General features: G+C 71.2%; 9 protein-coding genes. 7 read left to right on the top strand and 2 right to left on the bottom strand.

Annotated features, from left to right (window positions below):
- Positions 1-6: 6 nt before the first annotated feature.
- Positions 7-639, bottom strand: a complete 633-nt coding sequence (locus tag U5809_RS26175) for a lysophospholipid acyltransferase family protein (protein WP_322088636.1) — start codon at positions 637-639, stop codon at positions 7-9.
- A 471-nt stretch (positions 640-1,110) separates the two neighbouring features.
- On the opposite strand from U5809_RS26175, the gene U5809_RS26170 reads away from it, so the two are divergent.
- The 4 genes from U5809_RS26170 to U5809_RS26155 all read left to right on the top strand — a co-directional run bounded on the left by U5809_RS26170 (position 1,111) and on the right by U5809_RS26155 (position 5,429).
- Entirely contained in the window at positions 1,111-1,713 is a 603-nt protein-coding gene (locus U5809_RS26170; RefSeq protein ID WP_282507268.1) for a CDP-alcohol phosphatidyltransferase family protein, read from the top strand.
- A 91-nt stretch (positions 1,714-1,804) separates the two neighbouring features.
- A complete protein-coding gene (locus tag U5809_RS26165; protein ID WP_282507269.1) occupies positions 1,805-3,574 on the top strand; it encodes a bifunctional alpha/beta hydrolase/class I SAM-dependent methyltransferase in 1,770 nt (589 codons plus the stop codon).
- Positions 3,571-4,980 carry a phosphatase PAP2/dual specificity phosphatase family protein gene (locus U5809_RS26160; RefSeq protein WP_322088635.1) on the top strand — a complete coding sequence of 470 codons (1,410 nt, stop codon included), beginning with the start codon at positions 3,571-3,573 and terminating at the stop codon, positions 4,978-4,980. The genes U5809_RS26165 and U5809_RS26160 overlap by 4 nt, the downstream gene beginning before the upstream one ends.
- On the top strand, positions 4,980-5,429 hold the full coding sequence (locus U5809_RS26155) for a hypothetical protein (protein ID WP_322088634.1): 450 nt from the start codon (positions 4,980-4,982) through the stop codon (positions 5,427-5,429). Before U5809_RS26160 ends, U5809_RS26155 begins: the two co-directional genes overlap by 1 nt.
- Before the next feature lie 68 nt (positions 5,430-5,497).
- Here U5809_RS26155 and U5809_RS26150 read toward each other — a convergent pair whose 3' ends face one another.
- The gene (locus tag U5809_RS26150; protein ID WP_322088633.1) at positions 5,498-6,520 is read right to left on the bottom strand and encodes a sensor domain-containing diguanylate cyclase; all 1,023 of its coding nucleotides are present in this window, start codon (positions 6,518-6,520) and stop codon (positions 5,498-5,500) included.
- A gap of 490 nt (positions 6,521-7,010) precedes the next feature.
- On the opposite strand from U5809_RS26150, the gene bcsB reads away from it, so the two are divergent.
- From bcsB to U5809_RS26135, 3 genes are read left to right on the top strand one after another with little or no spacing between them, the layout of a single operon-like run.
- A complete protein-coding gene (bcsB, locus tag U5809_RS26145) occupies positions 7,011-9,329 on the top strand; it encodes a cellulose biosynthesis cyclic di-GMP-binding regulatory protein BcsB (RefSeq protein ID WP_322088632.1) in 2,319 nt (772 codons plus the stop codon).
- A gap of 3 nt (positions 9,330-9,332) precedes the next feature.
- A complete protein-coding gene (gene bcsZ / locus U5809_RS26140) occupies positions 9,333-10,553 on the top strand; it encodes a cellulose synthase complex periplasmic endoglucanase BcsZ (protein WP_322088631.1) in 1,221 nt (406 codons plus the stop codon).
- Positions 10,538-14,446, top strand: a complete 3,909-nt coding sequence (locus tag U5809_RS26135) for a cellulose synthase subunit BcsC-related outer membrane protein (protein WP_322088630.1) — start codon at positions 10,538-10,540, stop codon at positions 14,444-14,446. The genes bcsZ and U5809_RS26135 overlap by 16 nt, the downstream gene beginning before the upstream one ends.
- Positions 14,447-14,453 lie beyond the last annotated feature (7 nt).

The raw sequence follows: 14,453 nt of genomic DNA, 5'->3' as shown, positions 1-14,453 counted from the left end.
CCGCGCTCAGCCCGCGGGCCGCTGCGGTGGCGCGAGCGCGACGACGGCATCGCGCATGCGGGCGAGGAACGTCGGCTTTTCTTCCTGGGCGCCGAGCGCGTCGTTCGCGCCGAAATGCACCTTGCAGATCAGCGGCACGGGCCAGATCGCGCCTTTCGGCATGATGCGCTGGAGGTTCTCGAGGTAGACGGGCGCGAGCGCGACGTCCGGGAACTCGGTCGCGAGATGGAACAGCCCGCTCTTGAACGGCTGCGGCAGGACGTCGGCGCCGCGCGTGCCTTCCGGGAAGATGATGATCGAGTGGCCCTGCCGCAGCGCGTCGCGCACGGGGTCGAGCGGGTCGCCGCCGGATTCGCGGTGGCGGTCGATCAGCACGACGTTCAGCAGCTTCTGCGCGATGTGCCGCTTCATGTCGCTGCTGTCCCAGTAGTCGCGCGCGGCGACCGGCCGAACGACCGCGCGCACGTCGCGCGGCAGCGCGGCGAGGATCGCGAGCGTGTCGATGTGGCTCGTGTGGTTCGAGAAATAGATCTTCTGCGTCGGGGACGGCGGCGCCTGATGCCAGACCGGATACGCGCCGGCGACGAGCCGCACGATGGACAGCAGGAAATCGCGCTGCCAGACGTTGAGGATGTTCATCGGCGCGGTGCCTCCTGCCTGCCTGCATGGCCCGCTGCGCATGCGCGGCGGGCGGGACCCCGGAATGCCGGCGCGGCAGGATGCGCGCCGGACGGCCCTTGTTTAAATTTTTTCAAGTTCGTGGCTGCCTGTCGCAGGTCCGCGATAATCGGACGGTTCGCCGTCGTCACGCCACGTTGCGTAGCGGCGAATGCGCCGGTGGGCGGCGTGACGATCGGCTGTTGCACGAGCGCCCGTTCGCAGTTCGAAGGGGTCTTCGCTGCGATCGGGCCAGCGGATTATCGCGAGTTTCCGTCAAAAATGCCAGATTGCCGCCGCGCGGGCGCGCCATGCGCGTGCTTGACGCATCGGGGCGGCTCGGCGACGATGAGGGCCGTCCACTGAAGGCCGACGCAGGCCGTTTTGCCGCCCGGGGCATGGCGGCGGGAACCGTGTCGGACCGTGCCGCGCGAACAATATGAATACGAAACGATGAGCCTCTACGCACTCAAACCCAAATTCCAGAACCGTCTGCGCCCGTTCGCGAACTCGCTCGCCGAGCGCGGCGTCACGGCCAACCAGGTCACGTTGTTCGCGGCTGGCGGCTCGATCGTCGTCGGTGCACTCGCCGGGCTCGGCGTGTTTGCCCGCGCGCTGTTCCTGCTGATCCCGCTGTGGCTGTTCGTGCGGATGGCGCTCAATGCGATCGACGGGATGCTTGCGCGTGAGCACAACCAGAAGAGCACGCTCGGCGCATACCTGAACGAACTTGGCGACGTCGTGTCCGATGTCGCGCTCGTGCTGCCGTTTCTCGCGATTCCGGCGTTCGCTCCGGCGGACGTCTGGCTGTTTGCGCTGACGGCCGTGATCGTCGAATGCGCGGGGCTGATCGGCCCGCTGGTCGGTGTGAGCCGCCGCTACGACGGCCCGTTCGGCAAGAGCGACCGCGCGCTCGCGCTCGGCGCGTTCGCGCTGTGGATCGGGCTCGGGTTTCCGGTCGGCGGTGTCGCCGCATGGCTGTGGCGGCTGCTGATCGTGCTGTCGATCGTGACCGTGGTGCGGCGCGTGCAGGCCGGCATCGCGGAAAAGGGTTGAAAGAGTAGTAACGGCAGTCAAAGGCAGTGGCGGTACCGGGCGCCGGAGGGCGGCGCACCAAGATACGAATAACGAAACGAGAGAAAAACACATGAGCGCACGCACGGCACGTGAGGCCGACTTCATCACGCACGACGGCGAGACGCTGTTCTATCGTCACTGGCCCGCGACGGGCCCACATTGCCGCGGCGCCATCGTGCTGCTGCATCGCGGCCACGAACATTCGGCGCGTGTCGCGCACCTCGTCGACGAGCTCGACCTGCCCGATTTCGCATTCTTCGCGTGGGACGCGCGCGGCCACGGCCGTTCGCCCGGCGCGCGCGGCTACAGCCCGAGCGCGGCCGCGTCGGTGCGCGACCTGCAGACCTTCGTCGAACATATTCGCGACACGCACGGCATCGCGATCGAGGACATGGCCGTGGTCGGCCAGAGCGTCGGCGCGGTGCTCGCGGCGACCTGGGCGCACGACTACGCGCCGCCGATCCGCGCACTCGTCGTCGCATCGCCGGCGTTCCACATCAAGCTCTACGTACCGTTCGCGCGGCCGGGCCTGCGGCTGATGCACAAGCTGCGCGGGCTGTTCTACGTGAACAGCTACGTGAAGCCGAAGTTCCTCACGCACGATCCCGAGCGGATCGCGAGCTACGCGTCCGATCCGCTGATCACGCGACCGATCGCGGTCAACATGCTGCTCGACCTGCACGACACCGCGCAGCGGATCGTCGCCGATGCGGCCGCGATCACCGTGCCGACGCAACTGCTGATCTCGGGCGCCGACTGGGTCGTGCATCGCGGCCCGCAGGACCGCTTCTTCGAACGGCTCGGCTCGGCGCGCAAGGAGCGCATCGTGCTGCCGGGCTTCTATCACGACACGCTTGGCGAGCGCGACCGCGCACAGGCGCTCGCGCCGCTGCGCGCGTTCGTGCTGCGCGAGTTCGATGCGCCGAGCCCGCGCGTGTCGCTCGCCGACGCCGACCGGCGCGGCGCGTTCCACGACGAATACGCGGCGCTCGGCCGCCCGCCCGCGAACGCGTTCGCGCGTGCGTACTGGGCGCTCACGCGCGCCGGCTTGAAAGCGGGCGGCGCGCTGTCGGACGGCATCGCGCTCGGGTTGCGGCTCGGCTTCGATTCGGGCTCGACGCTCGACTATGTGTACCGCAACCGCGCGCAGGGGCGGCTCGGCGTCGGCGCGCTGATCGACCGCACGTATCTCGATTCGCCGGGCTGGATCGGCATCCGCCAGCGCAAGGTGCACCTGCAGGAGCTGATCGGTACGGCGATCGGCCGTCTGCGCGGCCACGGCACGCCGGTGCGGATCGTCGACATCGCGGCCGGCCACGGGCGCTACGTGCTGGATGCGATCGCCACGGCCGCCGAGCGCGACGGCGCGGCGCCCGACGACATCACGCTGCGCGACTACAGCCCGCCGAACGTGGAAGCCGGGCGTGTGCTGATCGCACAGCGCGGGCTCGAGCCGATCGCGCGTTTCGAGCGCGGCGACGCGTTCGACGAGACGTCGCTCGCGACGCTGGAGCCGCGCCCGACGCTTGCGATCGTGTCGGGGCTGTATGAACTGTTCGGCGAGAACGCGCTGATCGAACGCTCGCTGCGCGGGCTCGCGCAGGCCGTGCCGCCGGGCGGTTATCTCGTCTACACGGGGCAGCCGTGGCATCCGCAGCTCGAATTCATCGCGCGTGCGCTGAACAACCATCGCGGCGAGTCGACCTGGGTGATGCGGCGCCGTTCGCAGGCCGAGATGGACGAACTCGTCGCGCGAGCGGGCTTCCGCAAGCTCGATCAGCGGATCGACGAGATGGGCATTTTCACGGTCAGCCTCGCGCAGCGGATCGACGCGTCATGAGCGAATTCGGCGGCGGAGCGCGCGGTCTGGCGGCGCAGGCGTCGGCGGCCGGCGCACGCGACGCGTCGTTCGCGCTGCGCTTCGGCTGGCTCGTGGCGATGGGCGCCGTGTTCTTCTCCACGTATGGCTTCGCGAACTGGCTCGCGGCGCGCCGGACGGCGGTGCCGACCTTCGCGTTCGGCTGGGAGCACGCGATCCCGTTCGTGCCGTGGACGATCGTGCCGTACTGGTCGATCGATCTTCTGTATGCGCTGTCGTTCTTCTTCTGGACGCGCCGCGACGATCTGCTCGATCACGTGAAGCGCTTGCTGACCGTGCAGCTGGTGTCGGTCGCGTGCTTCATCGCGTGGCCGCTGCGCTTCGGATTCGAGCGGCCCGACGCGGGCGGCGTGGCCGGCGCGCTGTTCACGCTGCTGATGGGGTTCGACAAGCCGTTCAATCAGGCGCCGTCGCTGCACATCGGCCTGCTCGTCGTGCTGTGGGCCGTCTATGCGAAGCATGTGCGCGGTACGGTCGCGCGCATCGTGTTGCATCTGTGGTTCGCGGCGATCGGCGTGTCGGTGCTGACGACCTACCAGCATCACGCGATCGACGTGCCGACCGGCGCGGCCGTCGGCTGTCTCGCGCTGTTCCTGTTTCCGCTGCGCGATGCCGCGGGCCGGTTGCCGGGCGCCGATGGGTCGCCGGGCGCGGCCGGCCGCGCGCTCGCACGCCGTTATGCGCTCGGTGCGGCGCTGGTCGCGCTCGCGGCGCTGTGGTGCGTGCCCCGCGCACCGGGCTGGGCGCTGGCGGCCGGGTGGGTCGCGCTGGCGCTCGCGTGCGTCGCGTGGGCCTATCGGCGCGGCGCACCCGGTGCGTTCCAGAAGGATGCGCACGGGCGCTTCCCGGTATTCATCCGCTGGCTGCTCGCGCCGACGATCGCCGGTGCATTCGTCAATTCGCGGCTGTGGACGTTCCGGCAGCCGGCCCCGGTGCGGATCGACGAACGCGTGTCGATCGGCCGCACGCCGACGACGCGCGAAGTACGGCGCCACGGCTTCACGGCGCTGGTCGATCTGACCGCCGAGATGCCGCGCTGGACGGCGGCCGATGCGTCGCTTGCGTATGCGGCCGTGCCGCAGCTCGACCTCGTCGCACCGACCGCGGTGCAGCTCGCACAGGCCGTCGCGGCGCTCGAGCGCCTGCACGGCGAAGGGCGCGACGTGCTGGTTTGCTGCGCGCTCGGCTACGGGCGCAGCGTGTTGTGCGCGGCCGCGTGGCTCGCCGCTCGGCGCGGGCTCGGCGATGCGCGCGACGCGCTGGCCGCGGTGCGCGCGGTGCGGCCGCACGCGGTGTGGTCGGACGATGGCGTGGCCGTGCTGCAGCACTGGATCGATCGCCGTCGCGGCGCGGCAGGCAGCGTGTGATGCGCGATCCGTCCGCACCGTTCAGGATTGCCGCCGCGCGCGGCGCGCTCGATGCGGGCGCGTGGGCGATCGCGGCCGCGCTGGCCGCGGCCGGCGCGGGCTGGTGGATTGCATCGGGCTGGGCGCCGGCGACGATCGCGCGTGTGCTGCTGGCGGTCGTCAGCACGGGCTCGGGGATCGCGGCACTGTGGTACGCGGTGCGCATCGAGATCGACCGCCGGCTGTTCGCCGCGCTCGCGCGGGCGGCGGGCGACGGGTCGGTCGACGACGGGCTCGCGGCGCTCGACCGCGCGCTCGCCGATCTCGGCTGGATCGACGCGGCGAAGGCCGGGCGCGCGCTCGATGCGCGGGTGCGCGGCGCGGTCGGGCTGTGCCGGGCCGGCGTGCTGATCGCGATCGTGCAGTGGCTCGCGGTCGGGCTCGCGATCGCCGTTCCACCAATCGGCTAGCGCCACGACACGCCAATCACGGGCGGGCCTTTGCCCCGCCTTCCAGGTGGACTTCCTCCGGGCGCGTGTTACGCGTGCATCGCACGTTGCGATCGCGTCCGCTTGGCCTCGTACATCGCCTGATCGGCATGCTCGATCAGCGCGGTCATCTCGGTGCCGTCGTCGGGCATCATCGCGATCCCGACGCTGACGCCGAGCCGCAACGCGCGCCCCTCGAATTCGAACGGTTCGCCGACCTGTTGCGCGAGCCGCGTGCATTGCGCGCGCGCGTCGTCGCGGGTGCCGATGTTCGGCAGGATCACCGCGAATTCGTCGCCGCCGACACGTGCGACCGTATCCGAGCGCCGCACCGCGCCCTGCATGCGCGTGGCGATCTCGCGCAGCGCGGCGTCGCCCGCGCGGTGGCCGAACCCGTCGTTGATCGGCTTCAGCCCGTCCATGTCGATGTTGAGAATGCCGAGCCGGCCGTTCGCGCGCAGCGCCGTGTGCATCGACTGCCGCAGGCGGTCGTAGAACAGCGCGCGGTTCGGCAGGCCCGTGAGCGCGTCGTGCGTCGCACGCAGGTACAGCTCGTTCGCCTCGTTGCGCGCCGCGTGAAACATCGCGGCGGCGATCAGCTCGGCCGTCAGCCGCAGCGTGCCGGCGTCGGCGGGCGAGAAACCGTCGACGTCCGGCGACATCACCTTCAGCACGCCGACCGTCGTGTCGGCATGCGTGAGCGGCATCACGAGCATCGAGCGCAGGCCGACCCGGCGGCACGCATCGCGATCGACGCGCGGGTCGGTTTCCGAGTCGACGCAGTGCAGCAATTGGCCTTGCTGCACGCACAGGCCCGACAGGCTGCCCGAGCGGCGCAGCCGCAGCCCGAGCATCCCCGCGGCGGTGCCCGACGCGGCGCGATACACCATGTCGTCGCCTTCGGCGAATTCGATCGCGGCGGCGCTCGCGCCGGTGAGCAGCGGCACCTGCTCGGCCACATAGGCCATCACGCTGCCGAGGTCGAGGCCGAGCTTCGCGATCTCGGTCTGGACGGCGATGACGCGCAGCAGCGTGTCGGGGGACGGGGTGGCGGTGTCGACGATTTGATTCAAGTCAGTTTTCCGTGAAAGAAAGCGCATCCGGCGTCGCGGGATTGCGGTAGCATACGCGCCGCCTCGCGGCAGCGCGTCCCGGGCGGTCCGCAACGGATCGCCGCCAGCCAGCCGCACCGCGCCGCGCCGCGCCGCGCCGGCAGTATGCCGTTCGGCCCGTTCGGCGACAACGGCGCAATTCTTACCATTCGTCCCTCTCGTGCAGTATTTCCGACAGGATTGAGGTTTTTTTCGCTTCATCGTCACGAATTCGCGTAAGTTTTGTCCTATTTTTGAGATAGTGTGACGAATGGGTGCGCGCCCGTGCCAGGTGCGCGCAGCACGACGACGGCCATTAAAGAATTCGCCGCGTTGTTTCGATAAATGCATCAGGCCAGTTCGCCATATGAGGGGAAGCAGTGGGGATGTGCACTCACGGGCATAGCTGCTTAGCGCGCGTCGGTTCCGACGTGCTTGATGACCGGATCAACAAGACTAAACGGAGGGGCGCATGAAGCCGGCCGCGTCGCTGCTCGCCCTGTCGGCCGCCATGGTTGGCGCCTTCCACACGGCCGCGTTGTCGGCCGCGCCGATGCCGGCGGTGCCGGTCGCCGCGTCGGCTGCCGGGCTCGCTGAAGCGTCGGCGCCGGCGCTCGCGGCTGCACCGGCCGCGGCCAGCGCCTCGTCCGCCGGCTTGCCGGCGACGACCGTGCATCTGCCGTTCGCATCGCTTGGCGCGTTCGATCCGCTGCGCCTGCGCGGCGCCGACGACGCGCGCACGATCAACGCGGGCGTACGGCTCGACCGTGTGGTGACGGGCGCGCGGTTGCGCCTGACCTACGCGTATTCGCCGTCGCTGGTGTTCCCGATGTCGCACCTGAAGGTGTCGGTGAACGGCGAGGTGATCGCAACCGTCCCGTTCGACGCCGCGCGCGCGGGCCGCACGGTCACACAGGACATCCCGATCGATCCGCGTTACTTCTCCGATTTCAACCAGATCGGCCTGCGCCTGATCGCGCACTACACGCTCGACCATTGCGAGGATCCTTCGAACTCCGCGCTGTGGGCCGACGTGAGCCCGACGAGCGAGCTGATCCTCGACGAATCGCCGATACGCCTGCCGAACGATCTCGCGCTGCTTCCCGCGCCGTTCTTCGACCGGCGCGACAACGGCCGCGTGCGGCTGCCGTTCGTGCTGCCGGCCACGCCCGATTCGGCGACGCTGCGCAGCGCGGGCGTGCTCGCGTCGTGGTTCGGCGCGCTGGCCGACTACCGGCATGCGCGCTTCCCGGTGTCGTCCGGGCTGCCGGCCGACGACCAGGCCGTGGTGGTCGGCACGGCCGCGACGCTGCCGGCCGGCCTCGCGCTGCCGTCGGTCAGCGGCCCGCTGCTCGCGGTTGCCGACAACCCGGCCGCGCCGGGACGCAAGCTGCTGGTCGTCACGGGCCGCACGGCGGCCGAGGTCGACGACGCGGTCGCGACGCTCGTGCTCGGCCGCGCGGCGCTGTCGGGGCCGGCGGCCACGGTCGCGCACGTCGATCTCGGCGCGCCGCGCAAGCCGTACGACGCGCCGCGCTGGCTGCCGGTGAACCGGCCGATCACGTTCCGCGAGCTCGTCAACGATCCGCGCGAGCTGGAAGCGCGCGGCACGACGCCCGACGCGATCCGCCTGAACCTGCGCGTGCCGGCCGATCTCCATTCGTGGAACGGCGCGGGCGTGCCGATCACGCTGCGTTATCGCTATACGGCACCGACCGTGCAGGACAATTCGACGCTCGCCGTGGAGATCAACGACCAGCTCGTGAAGTCGTACCGGCTCGGGCCGGCCCACGCCGAGGACGCGCGCGGCCGCATGCAACTGCCGTTGCTGTCGGTACCGGAAGGGCGCGTGACGAGCGATGTCGACATCCCGGCGTTCCGCGTCGGCAGCGGCAACCAGCTGCAGTTCCGCTTCACGCTCGATTCGCAGAAGACGGGGCTTTGTTCGAGCACGGCGTCCGAGCCGCAGCGCGCGGCGATCGATCCCGATTCGACGATCGACTTCTCGCACTTCGTCCACTACGCGCAATTGCCGAACCTCGCGTTCTTCGCGAACAGCGGCTTCCCGTTCACGCGCTTCGCCGACCTGTCGCAGACGGCCGTCGTGATGCCCGACCGGCCGTCGCCGCAGGAGCTCGAGGCTTACCTGACGATGCTTGGCCACATGGGCGAATGGACCGGCTTCCCGGCGCTGCGCGTGCAGGTCGCGCGACCGGGCGACGTGGCCGCGCTGGCGGGCAGCAAGGATCTGCTCGTGATCGACGGCTCGCCCGCGTCGCCGCTGCTCGCGCGCTGGCGCTCGGCGCTGCCGCTCGCGTTCGGCGAGCAGGGCGGTGCGGGCGGTGACGGCGCCACGCGCGTCGCGTTCACGGTGAAGGAGCGCTGGCGCAACGGCGTCGGTCTTGCCGACGGCGGCGCGCATATCGAACAGACGGGCCCGCTCGCGGCGCTCGCCGGGTTCGAGCTGCCGGGCAGCCGCGGCCGCAGCGTCGTCGCGCTGACGGCGACCGATCAGCCGCGCCTCGGCGATCTGCTCAACGTGTTCGAGAATCCTGGCCTCGTGTCGCAACTGCAGGGCGACCTCGCGGTGGTGCGGCCGGGGCAGGTCGACAGCCTTCGTGTCGGCGAGCCCTACGTGGTCGGTTTCGTGCCGTGGTATGCACGCGTGTGGACGCATGCGGCACGGCATCCGGTTGCGCTCGGCGCGGTCGGCGTCGTCGCGGGGCTGCTGCTCGCGCTCGGCGTGTTCAGCGTGCTGCAGAGAATCGCCGCGCGTCGACGGGGGATGTGACGGATGGCGCGGGTTATGACGAAGCGACGGGCAGCGCGGCCGGCGCGGCGTGTCGGCGCGACACTCGCGCTGGCGCTTGCGGTGACGTGCGCGGCGGCTGGCCTGGCCACGCGCGCGCAGGCCGCGGGCGCCACCGCGCCCGATGCGGGATGCAGCGCGGCGTGGCCGCGCTGGGACGCGTTCAAGCGCGATTTCATCTCGGCTGACGGCCGCGTGATCGACGTCGGCTCGGCCGATTCGCGCACGGTGTCGGAGGGGCAGGCGTATGGACTTTTCTTCGCGCTGGTCGCGAACGACCGGCGCATGTTCGACACGATCCTCGCATGGACCGAGAACAACCTCGCGCAGGGCGACCTGAGCGCGCACCTGCCGGCGTGGCTGTGGGGCCGGGCGCCCGACGGCGCGTGGCGCGTGCTCGACGCCAACGCGGCGTCGGACGCCGATCTGTGGATCGCGTATGCACTCGTCGAGGCCGGACGACTGTGGCACGAGCGCAGCTATACGGCACGCGGCGCGCTGCTCGCGAAGCGCGTGCTCGACGACGAGACGGCGAGCGTGCCGGGCCTCGGCCTCACGCTGCTGCCGGGGCCGACCGGTTTCAAGCTCGCCAATGGCCAGTTCCGCGTGAATCCGAGCTATTCGCCGCCGCAGGTGATCCGCGCGCTCGGCGCGCGCCTGCCCGACGACCGGCGCTGGGCCGCGCTGGTCTCCAGTACCGGGCGCGTGCTGCTCGACACCGCGCCGAAAGGCTTCTCGCCGGACTGGGCGCTGTATCGCGCGGGCACGGGCTTTGGCCCCGATCCGGAGACGCATGCGGAGAGCGCGTACAACGCGATCCGCGTGTATTTGTGGGCCGGCATGCTCGACCGTGCCGATCCGCTCGCCGCGCCGCTGCTCGCGCGCTTCGCGCCGTTCGCCGACTACATTGCCGCGCATGGCGCGCCGCCGGAGAAGGTCGATACGACGACGGGTGTCGCGGGGCCGAACGACGGCAACGGCGGGTTTTCGGCGGCGGCCGTGCCGTTCCTCGACGCGCGCGGCCAGCGTGCGCTCGCGGATGCGCAGGCGGCCCGCGTCGATACGCTTGCGCGCCAGTCGCCGCCCGGCTATTACACGAGCGTGCTGACGCTGTTCGGCCTCGGTTGGCGCGACGGGCGCTACACGTTCGGCGCGGACGGCACGCTCGACACGCGCTGGGGAGGCCGCTCGTGCGCCGCCCGCTGAAACGCGCCGCGCCGCATGTCGCGGGCTTTGCGTGGCTCGCGTCGTCGGTGTGTGCGGCCGCACCTGCCACCGCATCCGACACGGCGATGCCGAAGACTGCCGCGAGGGCAGTATCCGCTTCCGCCGATGCGCAGCGCCAGCTCGACACCGCGCGGATGTGGGGCGTCAAGCATCGCGACGACCTCGCGCGCGACGCGCTGCGCAAGGGGCTGCTGATCGCGCCGGGCGATCCCGAACTGCTGGCCGAACAGGTCCGCGTGCTGTTGCGGCTGGGCGATGCGAAGGGCGCGCAGGCGTCGCTCGCGCGCCTGCAGGCGCAGTCGCCGAATGCGCCCGCCACACGGCGGGTGGCCGACGAATACCGAGTGGCGACCAGCGGGCGCGGCGAGATGGCGCAGATCCGCCTGCTCGCGCGCAGCGGCCGCTCCGACGAGGCGGCCCGGCGGATCGTCGCGCTGTTTCCGAACGGTGCACCGTCGGGCGCGCTCGGCGCCGAGTATTACGAGATCCTCGCGAATGCGCCGGGCGGGCGCGAATCGGCGATCGCCGCGCTGCGCCGCACGATCGCGGCCGATCCGCAGGACACCGGTTCGGCCATGGCGCTGGCACGGCTGCTGAACCAGCATGCCGACACGCGTGCGGAAGCGAACCGGATCGCCTGGTCGCTCGCGAAGCGGGACGACGCCGACCATACGGAGGCGATGTCGCTGTGGCGGCGCGTGCTGCAATCGACCGGCAACGACCCCGCGTATCTCGATGCGCTGCACGCGTATCTCGCGCTCGTGCCGGACGACACCGAATTCCGCGGCCGCGTGGCCGAACTGGACAGCCGCCGTGATGCGCAGCGCCGGCTCGAACGCAATCCCGACTACATCGCGCAGCAGCGCGGCCTGCAGGCGCTCGAGCGCGGCGATCTGGCGGCCGCCGATCCGTTGCTCGCCCGCGCCGCGCGTGCGCGGGCCGACGACGCCGACGCGGTCGGCGGGCTCGGCCTGTTGCGTCTGCGCGAAGGGCGGCACGACGAGGCGCGCGCGTTGTTTGCGCGGGCGGCAACGCTCGCGACCGACCAGCGCGGCAAGTGGCAAAGCCTGGCGCGTACCGCGCAATTCTGGGGGCTGCTCGCGCAAGGGCGCGCGGCGGCTGCCGCGGGTCGGCCGCAGGATGCCGAGCGTGCGGCGCGTGCGGCGCTTGCCATGCAGCCGAACAGCCCGGACGCGAAGCTGCAGCTTGCCGATGCGCTGCTCGCGCAGCGCGACTGGGCGCGCGCGGAGCCGTTGCTGCACGAGTTGCTGGCCGCGCGTTCGCCGAGCCCGTCGGCCGTGCGTGGCGCGGCGACGCTGTATGAAAACACCGACCGCGCGGATCGGATCGGTCCGCTGCTCGACGCGCTGCAAGGGCGCGTGACGGGCCGCGACGATCGCCGCGCGCTCGACAGCCTGCGCGCCGATCTGCTCGCCAGCCAGGCGCGCGCGCTTGCGGACAAGGGCGAACGCGGGCCCGCCGCGCAGCGCTACGAGGCGGCCGTGCGCGCGGCGCCCGACGCGCCGTGGACGCGCTTCGCGCTCGCGCGCCTCTATCGCGACATGGGGCTGCCGCAGCTCGGCCGCACGGTGATGGACGACGGGCTCGCGCAAAGCGATACGCCCGAGATGCGTTACGCGACTGCGCTGTACCGCAATTCGCTCGACGATATCGCGGGCGCGCAGGCCGCGCTGGCCCCCGTCGACGACGCGCACCGTTCGGACGGGATGCGCGCGCTCGCACGCAAGCTCGACGCCGAAGGCATGCTGGCCGACGCGCGCGGCGCGCTTGGGCGCGGCGACCGCGCCGCGTTCGCGGCATCGCTCGCGCATGCACAGGCCAGCGCGCCGGACGATCCCGACATGCTCGCCGCGATCGGCGCGCAATGGATCGACGCGGGCGAACCCGAGCGCGGCCTTGCGCCGCTGCACGACTGGATCGTCGCGCATCCGCGCGAAGCCGATGCGGACGTGCGGCTGCGCTATGGCGATCTGCTCGGCAGCGCGGGGCGCGACGATGCGCTCGCCGCGTGGCTCGACGCGCTGCGTCGCGAACCGTCGCTGACGCCCGCCCAGACAGCGCGGCTCGAGGACCAGTCGCTGCGGCTCGTGCTGCGGCAGACGGACGATGCGATCGCGCAGCAGGACTATGCACGGGCGCGCCAGCTGCTCGATCGCGCGAGCCCGGCCGGCCGTGCGGACAAGCGCTACGCGCTCGAACTGGCCGATCTCGAACGCGCGCAGGGCCATTACGGTGCGGCGCGCGACGCGCTCGCGCCGGTCGTCGCGCGCACGCCGGACGACGCCGATACGCAGCTCGCGCTCGCGCGCATCGACGAGGACAGCGGCAACCGTGCGGCGGCGCTCGCACGTGTGCAGGCCGTGCTCGCACGCACGCCGGACGACGACGTCGACACGCAACTGTCGGCCGTGCGCCGCCTGAACGCACTGCGCCGCTCCGACGAGGCCGCGCAGGTGACCGGACGGCTGCATGCCGCGTATCCGGAGCGCGCCGACGTGACGGTCGCGGCCGGGCGCGTGGCCGAGGCACAGGGCCGCTATGACGACGCGGCGTCGCTGTACCGGCTGTCGCGTTCGCAGGAGCGCACGGCGGGCGTGAGCCCGGGCCGCGACGGCCTGACGCCCGCGCAGGCCGCGTTCGCGGATCTCGAGCAGCGGCGGAACCCGGAGATCGAAACCGGCTGGATGCCCTCGTACAAGTCGGGCGACGAAGGCATTTCGTCGTATCGCGCGCAGCAGGTGCCGATCTACGTGCAGATGCCGATCCGCTACGACGGGCATGTGTTCGCCCAGATCGACACCGTCCATCTGGATCCGGGCACGCTCGACACGAGCGACCCGAACGCCTATTCGCTGCAGACGTTCGGGACCTACGCGGCGCTCAGGGCACAGAACGGGCTGCCCCCTCCGTTCCAGTTGAATCAGCCGGCCGCCGCGCTGATCGCGAATCCGCCGGGCTCGCTGCACCAGTCGATGACGGGTGTCGCGCTCGGCGCCGGCTATCGCACGGACGCATGGCGCTTCGATCTCGGCACGTCGCCGCTCGGCTTCCCCGTGCATTACCTGGTCGGCGGCGTACGCTATCGCCTCGACGCGGGCCCGGCGAGCTTCACCGTGAATGCGTCGCGGCGGCCGGAAACGAGCAGCGTGCTGTCGTACGCGGGGATGCGCGACCCGTGGACGGGCGCGGTCTGGGGCGGCGTGCGCCGCGACGGCGTGAACCTGCGCGCGTCGGTCGACGTCGGCCGCACGAACCTGTTCGCGGAACTCGGCGCGGGCGTGCTGTCCGGCCGCAATGTCGAACGCAACGCGGAAGTCACGCTGCGCACCGGCTTCACGGTGCCCGTGTACGAGCGCGCGACGATGAAGGTCAACACCGGTCTCGTCGGCAGTGCGTGGCACTACGCGCAGAACCTGCGCTACTACACGTACGGGCAGGGCGGTTACTACAGCCCGCAGCGCTACCTGTCGCTCGGCGTGCCGATCGAATGGGCGGGGCGGCGCGACGCGCTGTCGTGGGACCTGACCTTCACGGGCGGGATCTCGAACAGCTACGAGAAGGATTCGCTGTACTACCCGACGTTCTCGGGCCAGCGGGCCGAGCAGGTCGTGGCCGGGTTCGTGTACGCGGGCAGCTCGACACGCGGCGTGTCGTTCTCGTACGGCTTCAACGGCATCGTCGAGTACCGCGTGAATCCGCACCTGAGCGTCGGCGCGCAACTGCAGATCGACCGGTCGCACGACTATGCGCCGAGTTCAGCGCTCGTGTACCTGCGCTATGCGTTCGATGCACGCGCGCAGCGTAGCTGGCTCGTCACGCCGACGCCGGTACGGCTTTATTCGGATTACTAGGGGAACG

Origin of the sequence: Burkholderia sp. BCC1999, from assembly GCF_905339975.1 — a bacterium.
Lineage (GTDB): Bacteria > Pseudomonadota > Gammaproteobacteria > Burkholderiales > Burkholderiaceae > Burkholderia.
This window is presented reverse-complemented; position numbering and strand designations above follow the sequence as displayed.

Bases quoted from the DNA above. Each gene is read 5' to 3' on its own strand.
- U5809_RS26165 (WP_282507269.1), top strand. From the start codon at position 1,805: ATGAGCGCACGCACGGCACGTGAGGCCGACTTCATCACGCACGACGGC.
- bcsB (WP_322088632.1), top strand. From the start codon at position 7,011: ATGAAGCCGGCCGCGTCGCTGCTCGCCCTGTCGGCCGCCATGGTTGGC.
- U5809_RS26175 (WP_322088636.1), bottom strand. From the start codon at position 639: ATGAACATCCTCAACGTCTGGCAGCGCGATTTCCTGCTGTCCATCGTG.
- U5809_RS26160 (WP_322088635.1), top strand. From the start codon at position 3,571: ATGAGCGAATTCGGCGGCGGAGCGCGCGGTCTGGCGGCGCAGGCGTCG.
- U5809_RS26155 (WP_322088634.1), top strand. From the start codon at position 4,980: ATGCGCGATCCGTCCGCACCGTTCAGGATTGCCGCCGCGCGCGGCGCG.
- bcsZ (WP_322088631.1), top strand. From the start codon at position 9,333: ATGGCGCGGGTTATGACGAAGCGACGGGCAGCGCGGCCGGCGCGGCGT.
- U5809_RS26170 (WP_282507268.1), top strand. From the start codon at position 1,111: ATGAGCCTCTACGCACTCAAACCCAAATTCCAGAACCGTCTGCGCCCG.